Genomic DNA, 24,451 nt, shown 5'->3' on the forward strand with positions numbered 1-24,451 from the left:
CGACGGACAAAGCGGGTCTACGCAGCGGTCCAGTCGAGAATAACCTTGCCGCTTTCGCCGGAGAGCATGGTCGCGAACGCCTGCTGATAATCGTCGACCTTGAAGTGATGCGTGAGAATCGGCGAAAGGTCGAGTCCGCTTTGCAGCATCGCCACCATCTTGTACCAGGTTTCGAACATCTCGCGGCCGTAAATGCCCTTGATTTCGAGGCCTTTGAAAATGACCTGCGTCCAGTCTATGGCGGTTTGGGCCGGTGGAATACCGAGCAGCGCAATCTTGCCGCCGTGGTTCATTGCTTCGAGCATGCCGGTAAAAGCGCTGGGCACGCCGGACATTTCGAGGCCAACGTCGAAACCTTCGGCCATGTGCAGGTCCGCCATCACGTCGCGCAACGATTCACGCGACACATTCACGGCGCGCGTCGCGCCCATCTTGCGCGCGAGTTCGAGCCGGTAATCGTTGATGTCGGTAATCACGACATTGCGCGCGCCGACGTGCTTTGCAATCGCCACGGCCATGATGCCGATCGGGCCCGCACCGGTAATCAACACGTCTTCGCCGACGAGGTTGAACGATAGTGCGGTGTGCGTGGCGTTGCCGAACGGATCGAAGATCGCCGCGAGGTCATCGGATATTTCAGGCGGAATCTTGAACGCGTTGAACGCTGGAATCACCAGATATTCGGCAAACGCGCCCTCGCGATTCACCCCCACACCCACCGTATTGCGGCACAGATGCCGGCGTCCCGCGCGGCAGTTGCGGCAAAACCCGCAGGTGATATGTCCTTCGCCCGACACGCGGTCGCCAATCGAAAAACCGCGCACCTCCTGGCCCATTTCGACGATCTCGCCGACATACTCATGGCCGACATGCATCGGCACCGGAATGGTTTTCTGCGCCCAGTCGTCCCACTTCCAGATGTGAATGTCCGTGCCGCAAATCGCGGTGCGCGTGATGCGGATCATCACATCGTTATGGCCCACTTCCGGCACTTTGACGTCGGTGAGCGTAAGGCCCGGCGCGCGTTCGAGTTTGGCCAGTGCTTTCATGCGCCCTCCGCCTGAATCACGCCGAGTTCACGGCCGACGCGCGCAAACGCATCGACCGCGCGGTCTATCTGTTCAGTCGTATGCGCCGCGCTCATCTGCGTGCGAATGCGCGCGCGGCCTCGCGGCACGACCGGAAACGAAAAGCCGATCACGTAGACGCCTTCGTTCAACAATGCATCGGCCATTTTCGACGCAAGCTGTGCGTCGCCGAGCATCACCGGAATGATGGGATGTTCGCCTGGCACGAGCGTAAAGCCGAGCGCGCTCATTCTGCGGCGAAAATGCGCGCCGTTCTCACGCACACGTGCCCGCAGTTGCGCGCCTTCGTCGCTCGCGAGCAGTTCGAGCACTTTCAGCGACGCCGCCGCGATGCTCGGCGTGAGCGTGTTCGAGAACAGATAGGGACGCGAGCGCTGGCGCAGCAATTCCACGACCTCCTTGCGTGCTGCCACGTAGCCGCCCGAGGCGCCGCCGAGCGCCTTGCCGAGCGTGCCGGTGATGATGTCCACACGCGACAGCACCCCGCAATGCTCGGGCGTGCCGCGCCCATGCTCGCCCACGAAACCCACCGCGTGCGAATCGTCGACCATGACAAGCGCGCCATAGCGGTCTGCCAGATCGCAGATGCCGGCGAGGTCGGCGATGATGCCGTCCATGGAAAACACGCCGTCTGTCGCGATCAGCTTGAAACGGGCGCCGGCCGCATCCGCTTCTTTGAGACGCGCTTCGAGGTCCGTGAGGTCGTTGTTCCTGTAGCGAAAGCGCTTCGCCTTGCAAAGCCGCACGCCGTCGATAATGCTCGCGTGGTTCAACTCGTCGCTGATGATCGCGTCGTTCTCGTCGAGCAGCGTTTCGAAGAGGCCGCCATTCGCGTCGAAACAGCTCGAATAGAGAATGCAGTCGTCGGTCTGCAGAAATTCGGCGAGCGCCTGCTCGAGCTGCTTGTGGACCGTTTGCGTGCCGCAGATAAAACGCACCGACGCCATGCCGAAGCCGTCCGTGTCGAGTCCCTGTTTCGCGGCGTCGATCAGGCGCGCATCGTCGGCAAGACCAAGATAGTTGTTCGCACAGAAGTTGAGCACCTCCTTGCCGTTGGCAAGGCGAATGTCGGCCGATTGGGGGCTGGCTATCACGCGCTCGCTCTTGTAAAAGCCGTCGGCGCGGATCTGCTCGAGCGTGCCGCGCAGATGGGCGAGAAAGGTGTCACGCATGAACCAGGCTCCTGAATAGGTGAGACTGCCGTTGCCGTGGGCGAACAGGGTGCGGCCTGTTATAGTCGGCTGTCAGTTTTATCGGATATTTTCGTTTTTTCGAACTAAAATCCGGTATATCGAACAACTCTAACCGATGGATCTGGAAATGGCAAGTTCGGGTATTCGCCGCGCGGGCGCTGGCGCGGCACCCACTTCAAGTGTAGTCGCGACTGCGACGGTCGCGGCGCCGCCGCGCGTCGGCGAGCAGATCCAGCGTTTGCGCGCCGAGCGGCGCATGACGCTCGACGATCTGTCGCGTGCGGCCGGTGTGTCGAAATCCATGCTCTCCGAAATCGAGCGCGATAAGGCCAACCCGACCATTGCGGTGGCGTGGCGGCTCACCAATGCGCTCGGCGTGAGCCTCGATTCGCTGTTCGCTGCGCAGAAGACGCCGGAGGCGATCGCCGTCGCGGGCCCGCACGAGATTCCCACGTTGAGCGGCCACGATGCCAAATATCAATTGCGCGTATGGGGGCCAATCGAGCTGGCCGGCAAATTCGAGTGGTACGAGTTGACCTTGCAGCCAGGCGGAGCGCTAGTGTCGAACGCGCATGAACCCGGCACGCGCGAACATTTGACGGTGCTGCAAGGCACGGTCGAAATCGAGGCGGCGGGCGCGACCAGGCGGCTGAAGGCTGCGGACACCGCCCGTTATGTCGCCGACGAGCCGCACGCTATCCGCAACGCGGGTAAGGGCGAGGCCAAGGCATTGCTCGTGGTGATTCACGGCTGAGTTGCGGCCTCACCTTGAGGCGTCGGTGAGACTGGGAGACTGCCGTTCGTGGAATCGTGGCTTGCGCGAGGTTGCGCCCGATACTGTATGTTTGTACAGTATCGGATATCGACTGGAGCCGATAATGAACGACCTGAAAACCGCCCCGACCGACCGCGCTCTGGCCGCGCTGCGCTATCAAACCGCGGCGCGCGACCTCGAACATATCGTGCGCAGCATCGCCGCGCGCTACATCGTGCAGCAGGTTCCGCTCACCTGGCGCCTGCTTCACGCAATCGAAGCCGAAGCGCTCGCAGACCTAGGGTTCGCCAGCCGGCATGACGCGCTCATGCTCGGCCTCTTTCAACGTCCGTCGGACCTGCCTTACCCGGAAACTGACGAAACCGTGGACTTCGGCGTGTCCACGGCGCTGCCCGCCGTGTTCGCGTTTGCGGTTTCGGCTTACGAGGACGCGGCTCGCGGCGCAGCGCAACAGGCCTCGCAAGAGACTGCGCCGCGGCGGGTGCAAGCCTGGGGCGACTGAGCCGGTTCCCGCCCGTCTACAATGTGCGCAACTAACCGATTGAATGCGCATGTCGCCTCCTCACTTGACCGACCCGCTGCCGCGTCCGCAGCCGTCTACTGATCTTTTCGACCAGCAACGTGAAGACTGGCGCCGCGATCCGCAACTGGCCTTCGACGCGTGGCTTGCGCGGCAACACTTCCGACGCTCGTCAGCTCAGGTCTACCAGGCGCAGTGGGGGCTTTTCCTCGAATGGCTGCGCGCCCGAGGAAAAAGTCTCGTGACGGTGGACACGCGTTCCATCGCCGATTTTGTCGCCGGGCTCGAAGTTCGCAAGCCGCAACGCGTGCGTTATCTGCGGCTGATCGAGCGGGTGCTCGATCATGTGCGCGAGGTGGAGGCATCGTCCACCAATCCGGCCCGCTTCATTGCGCAAGACGGGGAAGCGGCATGGCGCAACGCGCGCGACAATGAGCCGACGGGCTTTCTCGATCACGCCGAGCGGGCTGCGCTGGTCGCGCATCTGTTTTCGCCGGTGCAGGGCCTGTCTCGGGCGCAGCGCTGGAAAGAGCGGCGCGACCGCGCGCTGGTCGCTGTGTTTCTCGGCGGCGGGCTAAAAACCGGCGAAGCCGCCGCACTCACAGTTAGTTGCGCGACGCCCGGCTCGCCTTGGGTCACGATCGACTCGACAAACCCGATGCTGGTGCGGCGCACGCGGCTCGCGCCCTTTGCCTCGGCGATTCTCGACGCCTGGCTCGCCGAGCGGCGGCTCGTGGAACTGGCCGGCGATCTCGTTTTTGCGGCGTCGCCTTCGGGCAGACCCATGCACAAAGCCACGATGCTGCGCGCCGTGGATGCGCTGGTCGACGCGGCCGGCATTGCGGCTTCGCGCGCCTCGCGCGCCAGCCCGCAAACCTTGCGCAATACCTTTGCTGCCGATCTGTTCGAAAGCGGAGTGGAGGCCGAACTTGTCGGCCAATGGCTCGGATTCGCCCAGGGCGTGTCCGCGAATCGTCTGTATCGCGCCTGGCAGACCTGGATGGATAAGCACAATTCGCGTGCCGTCGACGAACCCGATCCGGCCGCGCCGCTTCTCCCAGAACCTCGCAGGGACGGGCGTTTTACGGCCAGAAGGGGACCCGCGGAGTCCTGAAAGCTCTCACCTCAGGGTCCCGAACTTCCTCACCTTTCGCGTCTATCGGGGCCTTTACTCAGGCCGTAGCGGACAGAGAGCCTCGCGACAAAAACCGGCTGACGGCTTCGAGCCGCGAATCGCCCGGCCCCGACGTGTGGTCGCATTCCGGACATTGCAGTTCGAACCGGTGATCCACCTGTGAGAGTTCCGGCTCACCTTCCGCGCACTTCGGGCACCGCAGCGGCAAGCTCACATGGCCATCCGCCGCGGTGCCAATGGTGCGCAATTCGTCGCTCGTCAGCCGGCCGTCTTGCACGAGTGCATACAGCAAACCGCCGATGGTCGGATCAATGCCCTGCTGGCTGCGCAACGTCGCCAGTTCTCTGGTCAGCGCTTCAAGTTCGTCCGATTGTTCGCGCAACTGGGCGTCGAGCCGGTCGCCGCGCGCCTTGGCCGCCGCCAGTTGCTGAATGAACTCGAACTCCTTACGGCTCGCGTCGCGCACGCCGGACTGATAGGTCGCAGCCATGCTGCGCAATGAATCGAGTTCGACCAGCATCGGTTTGACCCGGCGCTCGGCCTCCGCGATCGCGTCCTTGATCTGCTGTGCATAGTGTTCGGTGCTTTGTCGCAACTCCAGATGCAAGGCGTCGATACGGTCTCGCAGCGTAGCGTTGGTTGCCTGTTCGTGGTCCGCGCGCTGCCGCAGGGTCTCGTTCTCCTGCTCCAGCCGCCGGACCGCGGCCTGAAGGCCTTCCTGGTGAGCTGAGCCGTGCGTCGTCATGCTGAACAACTCTGCCTCGAGCGCACGAACGCGCTCCCATGCGCTTTCTGCCCGTTGTTCGCTGCGTGCGACGGCTGCGTCGGAGGCTTCGCGGCGGATTTCCGCGTCGCGCGCGCGTTGCTCGGCCTCGGCGATCTGGCCGCGCATTTCCTCGCGCTCTGCGTCCAGCAGCGCACGCGCCTGCGCGACGGCTTCCTCGAAAAGTGCGCCCAGCAATTCTCCGGCGCGCTCCTCGAGAGCCTTGGGGATCGCGCCTGCTCCGACCTTGATGCGCGAAACGTCGCGAATGCGTTCCCAGAACTGGTCAATGTCTTTGGGAATGTCGCTGGCGCTGCCCGTCTGCGTGAGATCGCGCACGGCGGCAATAGACGGGCGGATCCCCAGATCGAAGAACAATCGCTTGCAAGCGTGCAGCGACAATTCCTGCCGCCGCGCGCCAGCGTTGCGCATCCTGTCGAGTTCTTCGCGGATGGTTTGTCGTTCGTCGTCCAAACTCATGGGGACCTCATACACGGGAATTGGACGAATAATAACAATTTACGTATCGAATGCTACATTTTTCGGTGCTGATACATGCGCCCTGCGTTGGGGCCTGGAGTTCGCGGCGTTTTTCTCTGTTCCAACGGGCGACGCGCGTTTTTGCGTGAAACAAAACGAAGAACGGCGCATAAGTGCCTGTTATTAAACGCAAATAGTCGCTGTTGTTTTCATCGCGCACTGTTTCACGATGCGCAAGCAGCGGCTTGCGGTTGGGGTGCGGTTTGTCCGAAGGACTCGCGGGTCCCGGTCTTGAGAGTAATAAATATAAACACCTTTGAACCCATGTTAAAAACGTTAACGCCATGGCAAAGCCTTGTCCGGCGGGCGTTTGCGGGCGAGAAGGTGAAGCTTTCCGGGAGGCTTGGTGAGGTCTTGCGGGAATCTGAAGTGATGGGGTTCGGGGACACCGGTGAGTAGCTCCGGGACAGATCGTGAGCGGGTTCGGGAGACGTGCGTTGATGGCGATTGAGTAAAAGGTGAGATTTTGCAGGACCGGATCATCGGGGAGAGCCCGACAGACCGCGGGCACCGCTTTTTGTCCGTTTGGCGCTAAGGTGAGCCTATTCGGGACCGTCGCAGCGCCCGGTTTACACCCATGTTGGGTGGCCAAAAAACGGCGAGGTGAGCGAAGACAGGAGAAAACGCTGATCCAAGGTGAGCCTTTACGGGGCTTCGCGGTCTGTTTTGCCTCAATTTTGTGCAGCGGAGCGTTCAAGGTGAGCTTTTGCGGGAGCGGTTTGGTGACAAGTCGTGTTTTCGCCGCTTTGGCCGCGAGCATAAGTGCACAACGGCCCAGGCAAAGGTGAGAGAGTTCGGGATCTCGCCGTTTCCCGCCTGTTCAGGCAGAGATTTGGGTCTCCACTTCGAAAAGGTGAGCCTTTTCGGGAGATTCTGGGTCGCCTTTTTGACGCAATGGTGAGTAAATGCGGGAGTACCGACCCGTCGTTGGCCTGCAAAAGCCCTCTGGACGGGGCTGGGCGTCTGCCGCCGCGAGGCCAGGTGGATTCAAAAGGTGAGCGTTTGCGGGAAGCATCGGTGCCGGAAGATCGAACCGCATCGGGACCGGTGGAACCCAAAGGTGAGGTTTTACGGGAGGAGTGGCGCCAGAGGAATGAAGGTTGGCCCGCCAGAGCGAGTGGGCTAGACCATTGAAAATAAAGGACAAAGTGGTCAGTCAGGCGAAAGGTGAGGGTTTTCGGGAAGTGCAGGAGCGGGCGCTGTCGACGCTGACTGGGCGACAAAGGTGAGCTTTTTCAGGGGGGCTTAAAAGGCGTTTTGGAGGCCTGGGCTTTGGAGAGTCCCGTCATCCGGTGCATTGAAGTTGGCCAATGGTGAGCTTTTACAGGAAGCCTTGGCCGTGTTGGTGCCGCGCGTGGCTACAAGCGTCCAGCGACTCAGCCTTGAAGCGAGGGGAAATGGGCGCAGTACGGCTTCGTTCCCGCCGATGCCGCCAGGTTTTGCCCCATGCTACTGCCATGTGTGCGCCCGCTCCACGAAGACGCCGGCTACAGGCACGCCGCTCGAAGGACGCGAAAATTTTTTGAGGTGAGAAGATTCAGGATACCTCCTTCCCCTTTGAAGCAACGACCAAAGCCGCCCGATTTTTCCGAACCCGCGACGCCAAAGGAAAGCCGCAATGTCGCGTCAAACGGTGAGGTGAGAGTTTTCGGGAATCGCTCGAGGTGAGTCGCGTCGCGTAAACTGCCATCACCCGCAATGGTGAGAGCCACGCTATAGACGCGTATCACCGCAGTCGGTATGCTCTCGGCAAATCCCTCCTTGACCAGACGCATGGCCACGAAGCGCGCCAAGAAAACCGATGTAGTCAGCCCCAGCTCGGCGGAGTTGCGCAAGGCCGTCGAGGCGATCGCCATTCAGCCCAAGAGCGGCAAGATCACGTTGCTGACGCGCAAGCTCTTCAATGTGCTGCTCGCTGTTGCGCAGCAGGCGGACGAGTCGGGCGACACCTACCGCGCGCTGCTCTCCGACATCGTCGCCAATTCCGCGTTCGACTCTAACGACACGGCGCTCGTGAAAGAACACCTGCGCCGCATGGTGTCGGTTCAGGTGGAATGGAGCACCGGAACGTCCAGCCAGAAGCCTGGGCGCAAATGGGGTATCTCAACGCTGATCGCAGACGCGGAAATTCTCGAAGATCCGACTACTCGCCGCGTCTGGGTCGAGTTCTCGTTTGCGCCGAAGATCAAGAAGAAGCTGCTGGACCCGGTTCAGTATGCACGTTTGAGCCTGCAATTTCAGAGTCAATTGCGCAGTAGCGCGGGCCTTGCGCTCTACGAAATCTGCGTGCGCTATCTGACCAATCCCAGCCATTTGACGATGCGCGAATCGTGGGAATGGTGGCGCCCTATCCTGTCGGGCACGCCCGACACCGAGGCCGGCGACGAAGCAAAGCGCGAGTACAAGTACTTCAAACGCGACTACTTGCGGCCGGCCATCGCCGAGGTCAATGCGGTGACGAACATTTTCGTCGAATTGATCGAACATCGCGAAGGCAGGCGTGTCGCGGAAATCCAGTTTCGCGTGACCGAACGCAAGCAGCCGATGCTGGCTCTCGACGAGCATCCGAATGTCTTCGACAGCACGCTGGTAGACCGGATGGTCAAGATCGGCATCCCGCTGAAAGAAGCACAAACGCTGTATGCGGATAGCGAGGAAAACCGGATTCGTGCGGCGTTGCAGATGACAGAACAACGCATGCGCAGCACGTCGCTGCCGCCGGTCCGCAGTGCGCCTGCGCTCTTCAAGGACGCGCTGAAGAAGGGTTACGCCCCGCCGGTCGAAACGGGCGCGTCTGCGGGCGGCGCGAAAGCCGCGGTGGCCGCGCCGGCCGACGACCTGAAGGCGCGTCTGTTGGGCGAATACTCGGCGTATCGCCGCCGGGAAGCCCGCGAGCTGTACGACGAACAAGGTGAGTCGGAACGCGAAATTGCGCGGCAGTCGTTCGAGGAAGAGGAATTGCCGGGGCTTGGCGCTCACATGCGCGACGACTGGCGCCGGCGGGGGCTGGACTCGAAGATCGTCGAGACGGCGTTCTTCGATTGGCTCGCTCGCAAAACGTGGGGCGAGCCGACCGATGGCGATCTACTCGCCTTTACCTTGAGCCAGTCGCGCGCAGCGTAATTGCTGGGATGGCGGTTGCTTCGGGTTAGTGGCGGCAGCAGCAGGCTCGGCCCGTGTGCCGTCCCCCGGGTTTGTGTCGGCTACTTCAACATCTTTTCGATCTGACGAAGGATGTCGTCGCGCTTTTCGCGCGTGAGGCCCTTCAGGCGCAGCTCGAGCCGGTCATCACCATACGACTTCAGGTCCCCCACCGACACGCCGTCCAGTTTGATTTCGAGCCGTTGCGCGTAGCGCTGGCGGCCTGCGGGTTTAGTGCTCTCCTGCGCAGTGGCTCTTCCCTTCACGATGTCGGCGACCTGCCGCGTGCTGAGGTCGTCGGAGACAATCTTGTGGATGAGGCGCAAAGTCGCGTCGGCCCCGCGAGCGGCGTGGTATCGGCCCACCTGATAGGCCATGTTGGACCCGAAGCGGTCCGGCCGGGCAACCATCTCCTGCATGACGGCCTCCGGCAGCTTGGCGATCGACAAGGCGACCGCTACCGTGGACTCGTCCAGTCCGAGATGCTCGGCTAGTTCCTTCTGACTCTGAAAGTGCCGATCCTCAAGAAAGCGTTTCCACACGACGGCGTTGTCGAATACGGTCTGCGAATCGCGCTGGACGTTGAGGTCATACCCGAGCTTGTAGCTTTCCAGACCGATCGGCAGATCGATAACGATCGCCTTCACGGCTTCCTGGTTCGCTTCCTTCAGCGCGCGCACGCGTCGGCCGCCGTCGCTGACGAAGTAAGTGCCGGGGTTGTCGTAGTCGGGAATGACGTGGATGGCTTGCTGCTGCCCTTGCTTCGCGAGATTGACGGCCAGCTCGGCAATCGACGACTTCAGATAAAAATGCCGGGGATTAAACGGGCTCGGCTTGATCGCCTTCAAAGGCAACTCGATGACCTGTCCGGAGCGATAGCCGTGTTCGATTCTCCAGGCGCGGTAAGCAGTGGACTCGTTTTGCGTATCCGCCGTGTCGCTCTCGGAGGACGCCTGCGGCATGACCGACGAGAGCGTCCGCACCGTTCCGTCCTGCGACGAAGCGGCGTTGTTCTTAACGAGACCGTCGATGGCATTCAGACGGTCCAGCGCCGTTCGCTTCTCGCTGCTGGTCGTATCAGGACGTGCTTGAAAGCCTTTGGCGAATTGGGAGGGTTTCATTCAGGGTCCTTTATGCGCATAAACTCATGGGAGCAAGGCGGCGATCTCGTTCGCACACGCCCTGACTTCGATAGCGGCCAGCTTGGCGCCGCGATCGCTCATCTGTAGCACTGTTTGGCCCAACGCCATGGCCTGCTTGTAGGCTTCGCGCGTGGGAATCTGGGTCTTGAGAAGAGGGAATCCAAGTTCCTCCAGCGCCCGCTTCAGCTCGCGCGTCAGCATGCGCTTCTCTTCCGTCTTGTTGAGGAGGAACACGGCGCGCAAGTCTTCGTTCATGACCTGCGCTTGCTGGACCAATTTGACGAGGCCAATGCTGGACCAGTAATCGGCCGGCGACGACGACGTGGGTATCACGGCGACGCTTGCCGCCAGCAGCACCACGCCGGACACCTTCTCGGTGATGGATGGCGGGCAGTCCACCACGATGATGTCGTAGTCGGACACGAACTTCTTGATCTCGCGGTGAATCTGGCTGCCGGCCTCTGAGAGATTGACAACGGGGAATGGGATGCCGGTATCACCATCGGCGGATGCACTGGCCCAGTGGATCAGTGTGTTCTGACCGTCTGCGTCGACGACGAGGACCCGTTTGCCCTTCTCATGGAAAGCCGCCCCGAGATGCATCGCGATCGTACTCTTACCGACGCCGCCTTTCTGCTGAGTTACCGCGATGATTTCCGCTGCCAATGTTCACCTCCTTTTTAGACGCAGATGGATTTTACCTGGATGATTTCCTATTTCAATCGTTTCTGTAAAAAGGAGACGGGCATAGCCGATCGGCCAGGTTTATGCGCATAAAGAAGTGGCTGGTAGCGGCGGATGAAGCAGGCGGTGACGCAGTGGTGTTATACGGAGGTAAGGCGGCAAGGCGGGCGGAGATGCATGTAGACGGTGGCGCGAGGGCGTTTTCCTCGCGCTGCGCGGTTCGTGCGCGGCGAAGCGCCGGACCGCTTGGGGCGCTTTCTCCGCGACGCAAGGCGAGAACCAATGGCGAGGGCCACTACGGGGAGATGCGGAGCGGAACGCTGTGCTACGAGGATCGCGCGAAACATGTGCTGCGTCTTGTGCGCGCGGCGACTCTGATCGCTACCGAAAGACCGAGGGTCTGTGGCTCGCCGGCCGCGAGGGAAGTTTTGGCGGTCACCGCGGGAGACCATCGTTGGCCAGAGCCAGGACGGTTTATGCGCATAAAGTTTGAGGCGGTCCACGGCAAGGCGAGCATGCGCGTACGGGGCCTCGCGGCGTCAACTCGAATCTCGGCTGCCCTCAATTGAAGGGGAGAGGTCTGCCCTGCTGCCTGCTTAACCACCGAAGCGTAAATTCGATTCGCAACGGTCAGGTACGTCATTCGCTCAGATATTGCGAATGAGCCCGAAGCTCTGCGCCGCCGCGCAAAGGTGGTTTATGCGCATAAACCACCCGTCGGTACTTGGTGCCCTTGGTCTACCAGTCGTCGCGGATTCACAACCTATTGCACAACCGTGCTGCCGCCGGCGCAGCAGATCGCTCGGACCGCATGCGCCCACCACGCGCACACACATTGGCTGTAGCATCGGACGGAAAGGACGTCCCGGCCGATCAGCCAGTTTTCTAATCAAGCCAGCCAAACATCCATCGAGAAAACAGCTGTGAGTGCAGCGATGACGCACGCATCCATCAACCGCCCCGTCAACCCCCAGCGAACCACACGCCCAGGCACCACATCGAGCGCCACAGCCGACCGGCTAAAATCCCACGACCGACCATCCACCGTCTTGAGTCATCTCAACCGAATCAACCGCTCCCAACCCTTCATCACAAACCGACGATGATCACGATCTATCACAACCCGCGCTGCTCCAAGTCGCGCTCGGCTTGCGAACTAATCGCCTCCCAGTACAAACGCGAAGAAGAACCCACCCAAATCATCGAATACCTGAAACAGCCGCTCTCGACCGCGCAGTTGAAGGAGCTGAACCGGCAATTAGGCTGTTCGGTCCGCGAAATGATCCGCGATTCCGAGCCGATCTATAAAGAACTGGGCCTTTCCGACTCTACGCTCTCTGACGCTCAGTTATACGAAGCATTGGCCGCACACCCCATCCTCCTGCAGCGGCCGATTGTCGTTAGAAACGACCGCGCCGTGATTGGTCGCCCGCCGGAAAACGTCGCAACGTTGTTCGTTTGATACGCCGCGCGAGAGACGAGGACAGGTAAGAGGCGCGCGAAGAAAAGGTGAGACGCAGGCGGGGCAACGTCGAAATATCAAGCAACAGCCAATGGCAGTAATTGATACACCGGTGTCGCTTGCCGACTTTGCACGCGCCTTACACTCGATATCGCGGGGCGAACTGTCGAGTGGGGCCCAGGCCAAAAAACATGGAGTGTGAATGCTTGAACTTAGACCGTCCTGTGAAGGATGCGGCAAATCTCTGCCGCCAAACGCGACTGACGCAATGATCTGTACCTACGAGTGCACGTTCTGCGAAGTCTGCGCACTGACGACTTTGCGCAACGTCTGCCCGAACTGCGGCGGCAACTTTCAGCATCGGCCGATACGCACTCGCGCGCAATTGGTGAAACACCCTGCTCAAAGCGAGCGGCACCCAATCGCAATAGACGAAGCCTCCCACGCCAGCTTTTTCGAGCGCTATCGGAACACGCCGCCTGCCGAACGCTAACGCGACACGGCCAGCACCACGGCCAGCCGCACGGCCAGCCGCAGAGGCCAGCCGCAGAGGCCAGCCGCAGAGGCCAGCCGCAGAGGCCAGCCGCAGAGGCCAGCCGCAGAGGCCAGCCGCAGAGGCCAGCCGCACAGGCCAGCCGCACAGGCCAGCCGCACAGGCCAGCCGCACAGGCCAGCCGCAGAGGCCGCCGCAACGCAGCGTTTAATCGTCGCTGCTTGCCTTGTCGGGCGTCGAAATACCGCTCATGGTATGGGCGGCGTCACGAAGCAGGCGGATCTGTTTGCGATAGTTGCGACAGCCGCTGCATGTGGGCAGGTGCAGCCGGATCGCAACCCATTCGCCGGTCGTGAGCGAGCGGTCGAGCGCGTCGGAAAGCAGCCGGGTAATGTGCTTACACTTCCCCATTGGCATCCTCGCTGGATAATCCCTTCTCGCTCAGACACGTGCGCAAGCGCAGCCGGGCGCGGTACATCAGCACGCTGCAATGATTGGCGGTCATCTGCAGTTCAGAGCAGATCGCGTCCGTGTCGAGATCGAGAAACTCGCGCATCATGAAAACGCGGCCGATATGCTCCGGCAGATGTTCCAGACACATCTCGAACAGCGCCCAGAATTGCTGCTGACGCAGCGCCGTTTCAGGCGTTGGCCACGGCCGCGGTTTAGTCTGGGAGGACCAGTGGCCGTTGTCCTTGAAAAGCTCGCGATCGAGCAACGCCTCGTCTGCGAGTTCGGACTCCAAAGCCGACAGGTTGACCGTCCGTTGTCGCGTACGCAACGTATCCACCAGCTTGTGCCGAAGAATTCCGAAGACCCAAGTCTTATGCTCGGACTGTCCGGCAAACCGGTCCGCTTGTGTCCAGGCGGCGGCGAGCGCCTCCTGCACGGCGTCCTCCGCTGCCGCAGCATCGCGCAGTTGCAAGCGGGCGAAACGCACGAGATCGCGACGAAGTTGCGTCAGATAGACTGGGTCGTCCAGTGCGGGTTCGCCGGTAGGCGCAACGCCCGAAGCGGACCCGCTTCGATGGATCGATCCACTGTTTCGATCGAAATGCGATTTAACCTCCGTTAAGCGGTGAGTCGCGCGTTATCACCGACGAGCGGCGGGTTGTCCTTCAACACCGCAGCACGCCCGGTGCTACAAATCGGCGCGAGAGCAGGGCCAGGTTGCCGTCTGCCCCATCGAGGAATCCGAGTGGCGAGCGCTACCCGATGTTGTCGGGTAGGCGGCGCCGGTTACTCGGCCCCTCCTGCAACCGCCGCCCCGCCTACGCGTAAGCAGGATCCGCACATTGTGGACAAATGGCAGCGGCACAGCGGCATCCATCGGCCATGCGCGCTCGCTACGTGACCGCGTCAAAGGGAAACAATCGACTCATATCCACTGCCTTGACCGGACTGGAGCATACCCCAGCCAGCCCAACGTTGCCTGCGAGGCCCAAGTTCCGCACCAAGGTGGCAGGCAATGAGCCAATAATCCGACTGAATCCGTCCGATCAGCCTTATCCGGTTGCCAACTTGCTGCCGCGCACGCTCGGCCAAACCACCACCACCACGACGATTACGTAACCCCTGGCGAAACCACAGTTCCACGCACGATCATAAGCACGCCCCTCCACCTACGCGTTGAACAGCTCACTGCGCGCGGCATCAATAATCATCGCGACAGCCGGATGACTGATGCGGCGTTCAATAGAAATCGCGAAGAATTCTTCGACGATCGTGCCGATCTGTCCAACGGTCGTCAGTTTATGTTCCGCCTGTAGCTGGTTCTCGAGCACCGTTGGCGCGAACAATAGACCCCGGCCCTCACGCCCGAACGCGAGCGCCATGGCCCCGTCGTCGAACTCGCCGACGATACGCGGCGAAATCGCCCGGGATGCTAGCCAGTGATCCAATTTGCGCCGCACCGCCGACTCGGTGCCCGGCAGCAGCAGCGGCAATTGGCCCAGCGACATGGGAAAGCGTTTCTGAACGCCCTGCAGCAGCGACTGCGCGCCGAAGCAGCTCAGCGTTGAACGGCCGAGCCGGTGGTTGAACGCCTTGATGTTGACGTCCGCCGGGATGGGCGCGTCCGCGATGATCAGATCGAGGCGGTGCACGGCAAGTTGTGCGAGCAGTGCGTGCAGCTTGCCCTCGTGACAGATCACTCGAAGCGACGCGGGTGCGCTCAGCGCCGGTTCGAGCAGCCGGTAGGCAATTGCCTTCGGCACCGAGTCGGCAATGCCGACGCGAAACCGCGATTGCGTGCCCACCTCTTTCTCCCGGCGCACCGCGCTTTCCAGCTCGGAGCCCAAGGAAAAGATTTCGTCCGCATAGTCGAGCGCGAGCCGGCCTGCATCGGTGAGTTCGAGCGTGCGGCCGCTTTTCTTGAACAGCTTCTTGTCCAGCGCTTCCTCGAGCAGTTTGATCTGACCGCTCAGCGTTTGCGGGGTGACGTGCAATTGCTCGCCGGCCCGCACGATTCCGCCCGCGTGCGCCGCCACCCAGAAGTAATAGAGATGCTTGAAGTTCACTCGTCCTCCGTCAATCAGGCAACGTTACGATTTATTCGAATGATGGGCAACAAAAATACGAATTTTCCTTCGGCTTGCCTTCCGCTAGATTGAGGCTTCACAGGTCACGTATCGCAGATTGCCGCGAGACCAGCGGCAAGACAGATGACCGAAGAAAATTACCGTCCGTAAGGTCGTCGCGTGCGAAATATGGCGTGCGATGCGGGCGCCCCGATTTATCACGAGAGGTTTATATGCATACGCAAGTCATCAATCAGTTCCGGCGTGTCGCCAGCAAGGTGACGCGCGGCACCGCGGCGCTCGGTCTCGCGGCTGTACTCGCGCTCGGCGCGCTCGCGGCCAATGACGCAGAAGCCAAGCGCGTGGGCGGCAGTCAAAGTATCGGGCGACAGTCGCAAATGGCGTCGCCGTCCGCGCCCGCGCAACGCAGCCAGCAGGCACAACCCGCCCAGCAGGCCGCTCAGGCGCCGGCGGCAACGCCCGCGCGCAACCGTTGGCTGGGCCCGCTAGCCGGTCTCGCCGCCGGGCTGGGTATCGCCGCGCTGCTGTCGTCGCTCGGCCTCGGCGCGGGACTTGCGCAAATGCTGTCAAACATGCTGCTCATCGGCCTCGTGGTGGTCGCCGGCGTGATGCTGTTCCGCTTCATCGCCAATCGGCGTCGTCCGGACCTGGCGTATGGGCATGGTGCCGCGAGCCGGTCGCAGAGCAATGGCATGCCGTTCGCGAATCAGAACGGTCAGGCCCGGCCCGACTCGAGCTTCTTCGGCAGCCAGCGCTCGGCGGCGAATCAGGCCGCAGCAGCGGGTGTGTTCAACGCGCCGGTGCAGCCGCTCGGGCTGGATCAAGCTGAACTGGTGGCTTCGGCAAAAAGCATGTTCATGCGTCTTCAAGGCGCGTGGGATCGCAATGAGCAAGGCGACCTGTTCGAGCTGACCACGCCGGAGATGTTCGCGCAGCTCAAGCGCGATCTGGAAGGCCGCGGTAACCAGCCGAACCGTACGGAAGTGCCGCAACTCGACGCGGAAGTCCTCGGCGTGGAAAGCACAGCGGACGAAACGTTTGTCAGCGTGCGCTTCTACGGTCAGATGCGCGAAGACGATGCGCCGACCGCCCAGCCGTTCCAGGAGGTCTGGAATATCGTCCGCAGCGCGCACAGCGGCAATACTTGGCGACTCGCCGGCATCCAGCAACTGGACCGCTAAGCGCGCGAAGAAATGGCGCGGGACCACACAACCGGTCACGCGCGTCCGAGAGGGCTTGCATGTTTTGATGCACGCCCTCGCGGTTTGCTTTTGACGACCTACCGCAACGTCAGCGCTGCCAGTTGCCGGGGCGCATGACCGGCCCGCGTGGCGCCGAGTCGTCAGGCGATGCTGCGGCGTGCCCCCGCGCTCCTGGCGCTTTCAGCGCAGCACGAAGCGCAGCGACATATGCACTTCATCGTATGGCTTTCCGTCGACGATCATCGAGGCGGGCTCCAGCGCGAACTGTTGAAAGCCGAACGACGCGTAGAGCCGGATGGCCGCATGATTGCATGCGTTGACGCTCAGATTCACCTGCGTAATGCCCGGCACTGACCGGGCAAAGCCGATCGCCTCGCCAAGCAGAACTCTGCCTACGCCAGCGTTTCTTTTCTCTGCCGCGACGTACACGCCCCATAGAAACGCCTTATGGCGCAGCTTTGCCAGGCTTTCGCGGCCAACTCCCACCATACCGACCAGCCGCGCGCCTTCGAACGCACCAAAAACGCCGCGATCGTCCTTTGCGGTCAAGCGGTTCGCTATGTCCTCAGGCGAGCGCTGCACTTCTTCCTCATAGCTGGATGCAAACGATGTAGGGGTCTCCTTCAGCCCTGCGAGGCGCAATGCCTGAAAGGACGACGCATCGGACGGAGTCAGTTGACGAACACGCAATCGGGCCACCTCTGTTAAGGGCCAAGGCAGTATGCGACGAAAGGAAAAAACACCGCATTCTGCCGACAGCAAAAAAAAACTGGAATAAACGCCGAAGCCTCGTGTTCGCCCCTACGTAGCCTGATTCAAAAGCGTTGATCTGCGACTGCTCAAGGAACAAAGCTCCAGAGGAAGCCGCACTGACTCACCGTAATGAATCGATAAATAGTTAGGAATCCAACTGAATCGACAGGCATCGAACATCGATCAGGCGGTCGTCTTTTTGCAACGAGATTCGCGGCACGTGCCGCACATCCAACACAACAGCCAACACACTTATTGAAGGAGTATGCACCATGTCAAAGATCCTGATGCGCGTCACCCTCGTCGCTTGCGCCCTTGGCGCACCGGCTCTCAGCTTCGCTCAGTCGAACGCTCAGTCGAACTCCCAAGCGAACGCGCCCCTGACGCGCGCCGAAGTCCGCGCCGACCTCGTGCGCGTCGAGCGCGCAGGCTATCGGCCCACCAGCGGTGACGATGTGAACTATCCCGCAGACATTCAGGCTGCCGAAGCAAAAATCGCTGCCGAGGCCAATGGGTCGCTCGCCGCGCAGGCAATGGGCGGCGTCGCGCAGGGCGGCAGCTCCGCATCCGGTGCTGCATCTCGCACCGCCATGCAGCCGGCCTGTGTCGGCCCCGTCAGCTTCTGCAACCCTTACGCCGGTAGTTAAGCGACGCAGGCCGGACAGTTGCCGTGGCCTTGCCCGCACTGTCCGACCTCGCTACTCAATCATCATCAACGGAGTACGTCATGAGAATCCCTTCGCTCGCCGCGGCGGCGCTTTCGCTGTCCGCAGGCATGTTTGCTTCCGTCAATGCGCTGGCGCAGGATGCGCAGCCATCCAAAGCACCGGTCAGGAATATTGTTCTAGTCCACGGCGCGTGGGTGGACGGCTCGGGTTGGCGGCCGGTCTATGACATCCTCAGGAAGGACGGCTACCACGTGTCGATCGTGCAGGAGCCGCTCACCTCACTGGAGGAAGACGTGGCCGCCACGAAGCGTGTGATCGACATGCAGGACGGCCCCACCATTCTGGTCGCGCATAGTTACGGCGGCTCGGTGATTACCGAGGCCGGCGCGGATCCTAAGGTAGCGGGCCTCGTGTATGTCGCGGCACATGCACCTGCCGTCGGTGAAGATGAAAGCGATCTTGGCAAGCAGATGCCGAGCTATACGTCGAAGCAGACGGGCGCCATCAAGAAGTTGGATGACGGCTACACGTATCTCAATCCGGCAGACTTCCCGAAGGACTTCGCTGCGGATCTGCCCTTGAAACAGGCGCAATTCGAATCGCATTCGCAGGTTCTCACGGCGGCCAAGGTCTTTTCCACGCCGATCAAAGTTGCCGCGTGGACTAGCAAACCGAGCTGGGGCATCGTGGCCGCTAGCGACAAGATCATCAACCCGGACCTCGAACGTTTCTATTATCAGCGCGCGCACAGCCACACCACGGTATTGGCGGGGGCAAGCCACGCGGTATACGAATCGCGTCCGAAGGAAGTCGCCGCTGTAATCGAAGACGCTGCGAAGCATGCGCAGCAGTGACGCGCCAACACGGGCACCTTGCTGCTAACTGCACGCAAGCTGCTCGTGTTGCCCGTCGTTCCCGTCGCGCAACGCAGGCTTACACTGTTTCCGCGCGCAGCCATAGCTTGAGCGCGGTGTCGTCCCCGCTTTCGAGCGCGTGCGCAACCCGCTGGCCGACCGCGGCGCCGAATTTGTAGCCGTGCCCCGAACACGCCGACACGACCAGCGTCTTGCCAATGCGTTTTGAAAAAATCCGCTGATCGGCCGTGAAGGTGGACACGCAGGTTGTCACTTCGCTCACGATGTATTCGTCGATGCGGCTAAGCGGCGGCGCAAAGAGCTGACGCAAACGCTCGCCTTCGCCGGGCATCACGTGCCGATCGGTTTGCGCATCCGGCACTGCTCGCTTGAGCGTGCCCGCACCGAACTTCAGGCCGATACCGTCGATGGGCGGCAGCACATAACCGTTACTCGAGCCGCCGATATCCACGATCGCCGGCGCCTTCGACCACGCGCTTTCCAGGTCCTCAGGCGGCGCGAGGTAAGCGACGGCGTTGCGATAGATCGCGAAATTGCCAGCGAGCTCGGGAAAGAGCTGCGGTGTCCCCGCGCCGGCTGTCACGACGAACCTGTCCGCGCGGACCATGCTGCCATCTGCAATGTGCACGCTTGCCGCATGCGGATCGATTGCAACGGCTTTTGTGTGCATGCGAATGTCGACGCCGCGCATGCGCAGCCACGCTTTCAGATCGTGCGCGATGCGCTGGCTAAAAAGCGCGCCCCCTTCGTGATCGAGGTACGCATAACGAAACGTGGAGGCATCGAGAAACGGATAGCGCCTTGCTGCTTCTCGCGAATCGAGCCGTTCGTAGTCGATGCCAAGGCGATCGAGGCCCATGCGGAACTGCTCAGCGCCGTCGCCGGCAAACTGTGAGATACCGAGTACACCGCAATTCGCATAGTGCGACACCCCGAGGTCATCCCACAGCATGTCCCAACTATCGAAGGCTTCGTCAATGGCTTGCGCGTAACCGTCTGCATCGCCGTACGCGCGATGAATCATCCGATGCCGGTCCGCCGACGCGGTGAGCGCGTGCGGAATGGGCCCCTGCTCAATCAGCGTAACGTCGTGCCCCAGCTTGGTGAGCGACCACGCCGTGCTCAGCCCGTCGATTCCCGCGCCAACGATTGCCACACGCATGCCAATCTCCCGGTCGGTTGAACGGGGTTCAGTCTAGCAGCGGGAAAAAATAAGCGGTGCGTGCCGTGCAATCGCGCGTGTGTTCGTTCATTCAGCCGACGAATGACGGGTTGCCAAACCCATACGCCAAGCCAATACGCCAAAGCAATAGCTCTGCGCACTGCAACGGCCGTTGCGCCCGGGCAGCGCCCGAATCAATGCTTGCGATGCGACCCATCGCGAAGCCTGTTGCGCACCTTCTTGGCCGCGAACAGCGGCACATAGTCCATCACGCGTGCCTGGTGGCGATAATCGGCCAACGTGTCCGCATACATCTTCGAGACGGTTTCCGCCGGCGTATCGGTTTCCTCTGCAATGCTTCTCACGACTTCGTCAATATTTGGCTCGGGTTGCGACATTGGATCTCTCCAGTTAAGCGGCATGGGCCAGGCGAGTGCGGACAAACACAAGGCTTTTTATTAGAGGATGCAGTAGGCTGCGATGCCAATTGAATCGGTCTATCGCGCGTTGCACGCCACAGAGATTTTTTTCTTGCGTCGCGAAACGCGCGCGGGCCTTCCGCGATGTCGCAGGCCGACACCTGAAACGAACCGAAACAGATCATTCGGCCCGAGATGGAATAAAACGGCACCCTGCGCAGTTCTGTCAATGAACGGCGCGCCACTGCAAGCCGCCGCTCGAACCTGTCGCCGCGGTTTGACCGACATTTCCCCGACGTTTAACTGAAAATTTGCTGACGATCTGGCGCACGATCGCAACGACCTATGAACACGCACGCCCAACGCCTGACCGGAGAAACCGAAGCAACCGCGCCATCGCGCTACACGCGCACGGCGATTACGCTGCATTGGATCATTGCGCTGCTCATTGTGGGCAACGTCGCGCTGGGCCTCTGCGCGGAGTCGCTGCCCGACGACTGGGTGCGGCTAGCGGTCGATACACACAAGTCCATCGGCATCACGGTGCTCGGCCTCGCGGTAACGCGCATCTTGTGGCGCGTATCGCATAAGCCGCCGCCGCTACCGCGCGAGTTTCCGTCGTGGGAAAAAATTGCCGCCCATGCCGCGCATTTTCTGCTCTATCTGCTGATGATCGCCCTACCGCTTTCCGGTTGGCTGCACGATTCCGCATGGAAAGACGCGGCCACACATCCCATGCGTCTGTTCAACCTGTTCGAGTGGCCGCGCATCGGCTACATCATGAACACTGCGCCGGCATTGAAGGAAACGCTGCATGACCGCTTCGGCGCATTGCATACGTGGCTTGGCTATGCACTGTACGCGTTGCTTGCCATGCATATCGGCGGTGCGCTGAAGCACGAGTGGATCGACCGCAAATCTGTGCTGAAACGCATGCTGCCCTGAGCGCTGCCTTGCTCATGTTCTGAAACCGCAACAACCACCATCCTTCCCCGACCTTGAAAAAGACCCTGGAACAGGCGTTCGCGCTTGCATCGCCTCGTCTCGTGCCGCGCGGCACCACGTTTTCGAGCACGCTGATTCATGCCGCCGTGGTCGCCGCGTGGATATTGCTGTTTGCCCGTGCGTTCTTTCTGCACGGCGTGGTCGCGTGGTCCACCGGCATCGTCTACGTGCTTTACGACACGTTGCTGCTTGCGTTCGTCACGTGGAAAACCTTGCCCTTGATGCGCCGTGCGCCGCCGCTCGAGCCTGACTACGATCGGCGCAGTTTGCCTGACATGGGTGTGATCGTGGCCTCGCACAACGAAGCGGCCGTGCTGCCTGTCACCATCGCGGCGTTGCTTCGGCAGGTGCGCGGCCCCGCGCAAATCGTGATTGCCGACGACGGCTCCACGGACCAGACTCACACGCTGCTCACCGAACGCTTCGGCCTTGTTGCGCCCGCCGAAGGCAAGCTCAGCGCGCCGAGTGCGCTTTACCCGAATCTGTTCTGGCTGCGCATGCCGCACGGGGGCAAGGCGCGCGCGCTGAACGCGGCCATCACGCTCATGACCACGGAAACTGTGATGACGGTCGACGCGGACACGCTTCTCGACGACGACGCCACCTACGCCATGCGCGCCGCTTTCGCGAGCGATCCGAAGCTCGTCGCGGCCGCCGGCATTCTGGTTCCGGTGTGCGGCAAGTCGGCGTCGGGCCGCGTGCTGCAATGGTTTCAGACATACGAGTACATGCGCAATTTCATCGCGCGTTTCGCGTGGATGCGCGCCGACAGTCTGCTACTCGTGTCAGGCGCCTTCGCGTCGTTCAGGCGCGACGCGCTCGTCGACGTCGGCGGTTTCGATCCGCAGTGCCTGGTTGAAGACTATGAACTGATTCACCGGCTGCGCCGCTATTCGGTCGACCACGGCCTGGGCTGGGACGTGCGCGTGATCGGCGACGCGCATGCGCAGACCGACGCGCCCGACAGCCTCGCGGGTTTTCTGCGCCAGCGCCGCCGCTGGTTCGCAGGCTTCCTGCAGACGCAGTACTGGAATCGCGACATGACCGGCAACCCGCGTTACGGCACGCTCGGCATGCTGATGCTGCCGGTAAAGGCGCTCGACACGATGCAGCCGATCTACGGCCTGACCGCGTTCGCCTTGCTGCTCGCATTCCTGTTCGGCGGCCACGGCGCGCTTGTGATTTCCATCTTTAGTGTGATCGGCGTCAAAACGGCGATCGATTTGGCCTTCTATCTTTGGAGCATTCATCTCTACCGACGCTGGACCGGCGCGCGCAGCGGCGCCGGCATAGGGATGGCAATGCTCGCGGCGGTGGCTGAGCCGTTCACGTTCCAGTTGCTACGGCATACGGGCGCAGCGCTAGGCTGGCTGCACTTTCTGCGCGGCGGCCGCGCGTGGGGCGTGCAGCGCCGCACAGGCCTGGTGTCGCGCGAGGACGCGTAAAGGCGACCGCAGCAAGGCTCGCTTTTCAGGTCCCGCTGCGCGGCGTTATGACCCCGCCGGACCCATGCCGTGCCCGCTTCGAGTAGACTGACGACGATAACGGCCGCGACAGGCGGCCGCCTACTCTATCCGCACGTGCACGGAGGCTCCACACTATGCATGCTGTTCCCCCGCTCGAACAAAACACCGTCGAGGCGTCGCCAACGCATGCGGCATCGCCGAAAGCCGCTCCCGCGCAGGGGCCGGCTGCCAACGACGCGCCAGTGCGCGACTTGCGCCGCGTCGGCATCCATCCGGATTACTGGTATCCGCTCGCGTGGTCGCATGAGGTCAAGCGCGGCAAGACGCATGGGGTGACGTTCGCGGGCGATCCGATCGTGCTCGCGCGCACGGAGTCCGGCAAGGTATTCGCGCTCGAGGACCGCTGCGCGCATCGGCAGGTGCCGTTGCATCAGGGCGTGGTCGACGGCGAATCGATTCGTTGCGGCTACCACGGCTGGACTTACGACTGCTCGGGCAAATGCATCGACGTGCCGTACCTCGGGCGCGAGCGTCTGCCGAATGGCGTGCGTTCCTATCCGTGCCGGGAAGTGGAAGGTCTGATCTTCGTGTTTCCCGGCGATCCGGCCATGGCGGAGGTGCGGCCGCTGCCGAAGCTAGGCTCAGTGGCCGACAAGAAGTACAAGACGCGGCGCTTCGGCCGTCCGGTGAATTGCCACTACTCGTTCATGCACGAAAATCTGATGGACATGAACCATCAGTTCCTGCATCGCCGGCAGATGGGGCAGATGCGCGCGCGCTCGCTCGGGCGGCGGCGCGGCGAAGGCTGGGTCGAAGTCGACTACACGTTTGCGCGCATGGCCGGCCAGCAGCCGATTGGCGAGGCGATCGTGTTCGGCCAGAGCCGCAAGGCAGGCGGTGATAACGACAAGGACGTGATGACGATCCGCACCGAGTATCCGTATCAGACGCTGCAGATTCGCACGTCGGAAAAGACACTGGTAATGGATTTGTGGATTGTCTATGTGCCGCTCGACCGCGAGCAGCGCACCAACCGCACGTTCGGGCTGTTGTCGATTCGCAAGCCGGGCATTCCGGGTGCACTGAACCTGGCCTGGCCGCTGCTGGTGTGGTTCACGGAGCGCATCTTCAAGGAAGACCGCGAGATCGTCGAGGCTGAGCAACGCGCGCACGATTCACAGGGCGCAGACTGGAATCACGAGGTGTTTCCGGTTATCAACGAATTGCGCGCGCTGCTGCGCGAAAGCGGGGCGCCGGACCAGGTGGTTGGCGCGGGCTCCGCGCACACAGAAGTGATCCGTTTCTGGGACTCGCGTCAGGGCAATCCGGTGGCGAAAACCTGAGCCCTGAGCGGCGGGCCGCTTTGCGGCTTGCCGCGAATGAATGCATCTCCGCGTTGTGCATAATCCTGCACGGGCAGGCGGC

Annotated in this window: 24 protein-coding genes; 12 read left to right on the top strand and 12 right to left on the bottom strand. The window is 61.8% G+C overall.

Annotated elements, in window-relative coordinates; genetic code table 11:
• Window positions 1–17 precede the first annotated feature (17 nt).
• Complete coding sequence (tdh, locus tag JNB89_RS22995) at window positions 18–1,049, bottom strand: L-threonine 3-dehydrogenase (protein WP_220363705.1); 1,032 nt, start codon at window positions 1,047–1,049, stop codon at window positions 18–20.
• Window positions 1,046–2,260, bottom strand: coding sequence for a glycine C-acetyltransferase (locus JNB89_RS23000; RefSeq protein ID WP_220363706.1), 1,215 nt, complete (start codon window positions 2,258–2,260; stop codon window positions 1,046–1,048). The genes tdh and JNB89_RS23000 overlap by 4 nt, the downstream gene beginning before the upstream one ends.
• Before the next feature lie 136 nt (window positions 2,261–2,396).
• Between JNB89_RS23000 and JNB89_RS23005 the strand changes: the two genes are divergently transcribed.
• The 3 genes from JNB89_RS23005 to JNB89_RS23015 all read left to right on the top strand — a co-directional run bounded on the left by JNB89_RS23005 (window position 2,397) and on the right by JNB89_RS23015 (window position 4,690).
• Window positions 2,397–3,035, top strand: a complete 639-nt coding sequence (locus tag JNB89_RS23005; protein ID WP_220363707.1) for a helix-turn-helix domain-containing protein — start codon at window positions 2,397–2,399, stop codon at window positions 3,033–3,035.
• Window positions 3,036–3,159: 124 nt separating this feature from the next.
• Window positions 3,160–3,558 (top strand): DUF2471 family protein, encoded by a 399-nt coding sequence (locus JNB89_RS23010; RefSeq protein WP_220363708.1) that lies wholly within the window; start codon window positions 3,160–3,162, stop codon window positions 3,556–3,558.
• 49 nt (window positions 3,559–3,607) lie between these two features.
• Window positions 3,608–4,690, top strand: coding sequence for a tyrosine-type recombinase/integrase (locus JNB89_RS23015; RefSeq protein WP_220363709.1), 1,083 nt, complete (start codon window positions 3,608–3,610; stop codon window positions 4,688–4,690).
• Window positions 4,691–4,748: 58 nt separating this feature from the next.
• Here JNB89_RS23015 and JNB89_RS23020 read toward each other — a convergent pair whose 3' ends face one another.
• Window positions 4,749–5,954 (bottom strand): DNA-binding protein, encoded by a 1,206-nt coding sequence (locus JNB89_RS23020; protein WP_220363710.1) that lies wholly within the window; start codon window positions 5,952–5,954, stop codon window positions 4,749–4,751.
• Window positions 5,955–7,501: 1,547 nt separating this feature from the next.
• Complete coding sequence (locus JNB89_RS23025; RefSeq protein ID WP_220363711.1) at window positions 7,502–7,795, bottom strand: hypothetical protein; 294 nt, start codon at window positions 7,793–7,795, stop codon at window positions 7,502–7,504.
• Between JNB89_RS23025 and JNB89_RS23030 the strand changes: the two genes are divergently transcribed.
• Window positions 7,788–9,137, top strand: a complete 1,350-nt coding sequence (locus JNB89_RS23030; RefSeq protein ID WP_013342219.1) for a replication initiation protein — start codon at window positions 7,788–7,790, stop codon at window positions 9,135–9,137. The two genes, JNB89_RS23025 and JNB89_RS23030, sit on opposite strands and share 8 nt — an antisense overlap.
• An 80-nt stretch (window positions 9,138–9,217) precedes the next feature.
• On the opposite strand, the gene JNB89_RS23035 is transcribed toward JNB89_RS23030, so the two are convergent.
• Window positions 9,218–10,276 carry a ParB/RepB/Spo0J family partition protein gene (locus JNB89_RS23035; RefSeq protein ID WP_220363712.1) on the bottom strand — a complete coding sequence of 353 codons (1,059 nt, stop codon included), beginning with the start codon at window positions 10,274–10,276 and terminating at the stop codon, window positions 9,218–9,220.
• A gap of 24 nt (window positions 10,277–10,300) precedes the next feature.
• Window positions 10,301–10,963, bottom strand: a complete 663-nt coding sequence (gene parA, locus JNB89_RS23040; protein WP_013342221.1) for a ParA family partition ATPase — start codon at window positions 10,961–10,963, stop codon at window positions 10,301–10,303.
• 1,120 nt (window positions 10,964–12,083) lie between these two features.
• Here parA and arsC point away from each other — a divergent pair.
• Complete coding sequence (gene arsC / locus JNB89_RS23045; protein ID WP_220363713.1) at window positions 12,084–12,443, top strand: arsenate reductase (glutaredoxin); 360 nt, start codon at window positions 12,084–12,086, stop codon at window positions 12,441–12,443.
• A gap of 202 nt (window positions 12,444–12,645) precedes the next feature.
• The gene (locus tag JNB89_RS23050; RefSeq protein ID WP_220363714.1) at window positions 12,646–12,936 is read left to right on the top strand and encodes a DUF1272 domain-containing protein; all 291 of its coding nucleotides are present in this window, start codon (window positions 12,646–12,648) and stop codon (window positions 12,934–12,936) included.
• Between the two features lie 207 nt (window positions 12,937–13,143).
• Here JNB89_RS23050 and JNB89_RS23055 read toward each other — a convergent pair whose 3' ends face one another.
• From JNB89_RS23055 to nhaR, 3 genes are all read right to left on the bottom strand, one after another.
• Complete coding sequence (locus JNB89_RS23055) at window positions 13,144–13,353, bottom strand: zf-HC2 domain-containing protein (RefSeq protein WP_198140005.1); 210 nt, start codon at window positions 13,351–13,353, stop codon at window positions 13,144–13,146.
• The gene (locus JNB89_RS23060; RefSeq protein WP_049789965.1) at window positions 13,334–13,969 is read right to left on the bottom strand and encodes an RNA polymerase factor sigma-70; all 636 of its coding nucleotides are present in this window, start codon (window positions 13,967–13,969) and stop codon (window positions 13,334–13,336) included. Before JNB89_RS23060 ends, JNB89_RS23055 begins: the two co-directional genes overlap by 20 nt.
• 589 nt (window positions 13,970–14,558) lie before the next feature.
• Window positions 14,559–15,455, bottom strand: a complete 897-nt coding sequence (gene nhaR, locus JNB89_RS23065) for a transcriptional activator NhaR (protein ID WP_013342227.1) — start codon at window positions 15,453–15,455, stop codon at window positions 14,559–14,561.
• Between the two features lie 233 nt (window positions 15,456–15,688).
• On the opposite strand from nhaR, the gene JNB89_RS23070 reads away from it, so the two are divergent.
• Window positions 15,689–16,657 carry a Tim44 domain-containing protein gene (locus JNB89_RS23070; protein WP_220363715.1) on the top strand — a complete coding sequence of 323 codons (969 nt, stop codon included), beginning with the start codon at window positions 15,689–15,691 and terminating at the stop codon, window positions 16,655–16,657.
• A gap of 201 nt (window positions 16,658–16,858) precedes the next feature.
• On the opposite strand, the gene JNB89_RS23075 is transcribed toward JNB89_RS23070, so the two are convergent.
• The gene (locus JNB89_RS23075; RefSeq protein WP_346656222.1) at window positions 16,859–17,440 is read right to left on the bottom strand and encodes a GNAT family N-acetyltransferase; all 582 of its coding nucleotides are present in this window, start codon (window positions 17,438–17,440) and stop codon (window positions 16,859–16,861) included.
• Window positions 17,441–17,703: 263 nt separating this feature from the next.
• Between JNB89_RS23075 and JNB89_RS23080 the strand changes: the two genes are divergently transcribed.
• Window positions 17,704–18,078, top strand: coding sequence for a DUF4148 domain-containing protein (locus JNB89_RS23080; protein ID WP_220363716.1), 375 nt, complete (start codon window positions 17,704–17,706; stop codon window positions 18,076–18,078).
• A gap of 80 nt (window positions 18,079–18,158) precedes the next feature.
• Window positions 18,159–18,953 (top strand): alpha/beta hydrolase, encoded by a 795-nt coding sequence (locus tag JNB89_RS23085; RefSeq protein WP_220363717.1) that lies wholly within the window; start codon window positions 18,159–18,161, stop codon window positions 18,951–18,953.
• Window positions 18,954–19,032: 79 nt separating this feature from the next.
• Here JNB89_RS23085 and JNB89_RS23090 read toward each other — a convergent pair whose 3' ends face one another.
• Window positions 19,033–20,136 carry an NAD(P)/FAD-dependent oxidoreductase gene (locus JNB89_RS23090; protein WP_220363718.1) on the bottom strand — a complete coding sequence of 368 codons (1,104 nt, stop codon included), beginning with the start codon at window positions 20,134–20,136 and terminating at the stop codon, window positions 19,033–19,035.
• Window positions 20,137–20,330: 194 nt separating this feature from the next.
• Entirely contained in the window at window positions 20,331–20,534 is a 204-nt protein-coding gene (locus JNB89_RS23095) for a DUF3562 domain-containing protein (RefSeq protein ID WP_220363719.1), read from the bottom strand.
• Window positions 20,535–20,900: 366 nt separating this feature from the next.
• Here JNB89_RS23095 and JNB89_RS23100 point away from each other — a divergent pair, with 366 nt between their 5' ends.
• From JNB89_RS23100 to JNB89_RS23110, 3 genes are all read left to right on the top strand, one after another.
• Window positions 20,901–21,500 carry a cytochrome b gene (locus tag JNB89_RS23100; RefSeq protein ID WP_220363720.1) on the top strand — a complete coding sequence of 200 codons (600 nt, stop codon included), beginning with the start codon at window positions 20,901–20,903 and terminating at the stop codon, window positions 21,498–21,500.
• Between the two features lie 53 nt (window positions 21,501–21,553).
• Window positions 21,554–23,005 carry a glycosyltransferase family 2 protein gene (locus JNB89_RS23105; protein ID WP_220363721.1) on the top strand — a complete coding sequence of 484 codons (1,452 nt, stop codon included), beginning with the start codon at window positions 21,554–21,556 and terminating at the stop codon, window positions 23,003–23,005.
• A 155-nt stretch (window positions 23,006–23,160) separates the two neighbouring features.
• On the top strand, window positions 23,161–24,369 hold the full coding sequence (locus JNB89_RS23110) for an aromatic ring-hydroxylating oxygenase subunit alpha (RefSeq protein ID WP_013342236.1): 1,209 nt from the start codon (window positions 23,161–23,163) through the stop codon (window positions 24,367–24,369).
• The last annotated feature ends 82 nt before the right edge of the window (window positions 24,370–24,451 follow it).

Source organism: Paraburkholderia phenoliruptrix (assembly GCF_019511605.1).
Classification (GTDB): Bacteria; Pseudomonadota; Gammaproteobacteria; order Burkholderiales; family Burkholderiaceae; genus Paraburkholderia; species Paraburkholderia phenoliruptrix_A.

Bases quoted from the DNA above. Each gene is read 5' to 3' on its own strand.
- JNB89_RS23020 (WP_220363710.1), bottom strand. From the start codon at position 5,954: ATGAGTTTGGACGACGAACGACAAACCATCCGCGAAGAACTCGACAGG.
- JNB89_RS23010 (WP_220363708.1), top strand. From the start codon at position 3,160: ATGAACGACCTGAAAACCGCCCCGACCGACCGCGCTCTGGCCGCGCTG.
- tdh (WP_220363705.1), bottom strand. From the start codon at position 1,049: ATGAAAGCACTGGCCAAACTCGAACGCGCGCCGGGCCTTACGCTCACC.
- JNB89_RS23055 (WP_198140005.1), bottom strand. From the start codon at position 13,353: ATGCCAATGGGGAAGTGTAAGCACATTACCCGGCTGCTTTCCGACGCG.
- JNB89_RS23050 (WP_220363714.1), top strand. From the start codon at position 12,646: ATGCTTGAACTTAGACCGTCCTGTGAAGGATGCGGCAAATCTCTGCCG.
- JNB89_RS23080 (WP_220363716.1), top strand. From the start codon at position 17,704: ATGTCAAAGATCCTGATGCGCGTCACCCTCGTCGCTTGCGCCCTTGGC.
- JNB89_RS23100 (WP_220363720.1), top strand. From the start codon at position 20,901: ATGAACACGCACGCCCAACGCCTGACCGGAGAAACCGAAGCAACCGCG.
- arsC (WP_220363713.1), top strand. From the start codon at position 12,084: ATGATCACGATCTATCACAACCCGCGCTGCTCCAAGTCGCGCTCGGCT.
- JNB89_RS23110 (WP_013342236.1), top strand. From the start codon at position 23,161: ATGCATGCTGTTCCCCCGCTCGAACAAAACACCGTCGAGGCGTCGCCA.
- JNB89_RS23030 (WP_013342219.1), top strand. From the start codon at position 7,788: ATGGCCACGAAGCGCGCCAAGAAAACCGATGTAGTCAGCCCCAGCTCG.
- JNB89_RS23085 (WP_220363717.1), top strand. From the start codon at position 18,159: ATGAGAATCCCTTCGCTCGCCGCGGCGGCGCTTTCGCTGTCCGCAGGC.
- JNB89_RS23035 (WP_220363712.1), bottom strand. From the start codon at position 10,276: ATGAAACCCTCCCAATTCGCCAAAGGCTTTCAAGCACGTCCTGATACG.
- JNB89_RS23090 (WP_220363718.1), bottom strand. From the start codon at position 20,136: ATGCGTGTGGCAATCGTTGGCGCGGGAATCGACGGGCTGAGCACGGCG.
- JNB89_RS23000 (WP_220363706.1), bottom strand. From the start codon at position 2,260: ATGCGTGACACCTTTCTCGCCCATCTGCGCGGCACGCTCGAGCAGATC.
- JNB89_RS23005 (WP_220363707.1), top strand. From the start codon at position 2,397: ATGGATCTGGAAATGGCAAGTTCGGGTATTCGCCGCGCGGGCGCTGGC.
- JNB89_RS23070 (WP_220363715.1), top strand. From the start codon at position 15,689: ATGCATACGCAAGTCATCAATCAGTTCCGGCGTGTCGCCAGCAAGGTG.
- JNB89_RS23015 (WP_220363709.1), top strand. From the start codon at position 3,608: ATGTCGCCTCCTCACTTGACCGACCCGCTGCCGCGTCCGCAGCCGTCT.
- JNB89_RS23095 (WP_220363719.1), bottom strand. From the start codon at position 20,534: ATGTCGCAACCCGAGCCAAATATTGACGAAGTCGTGAGAAGCATTGCA.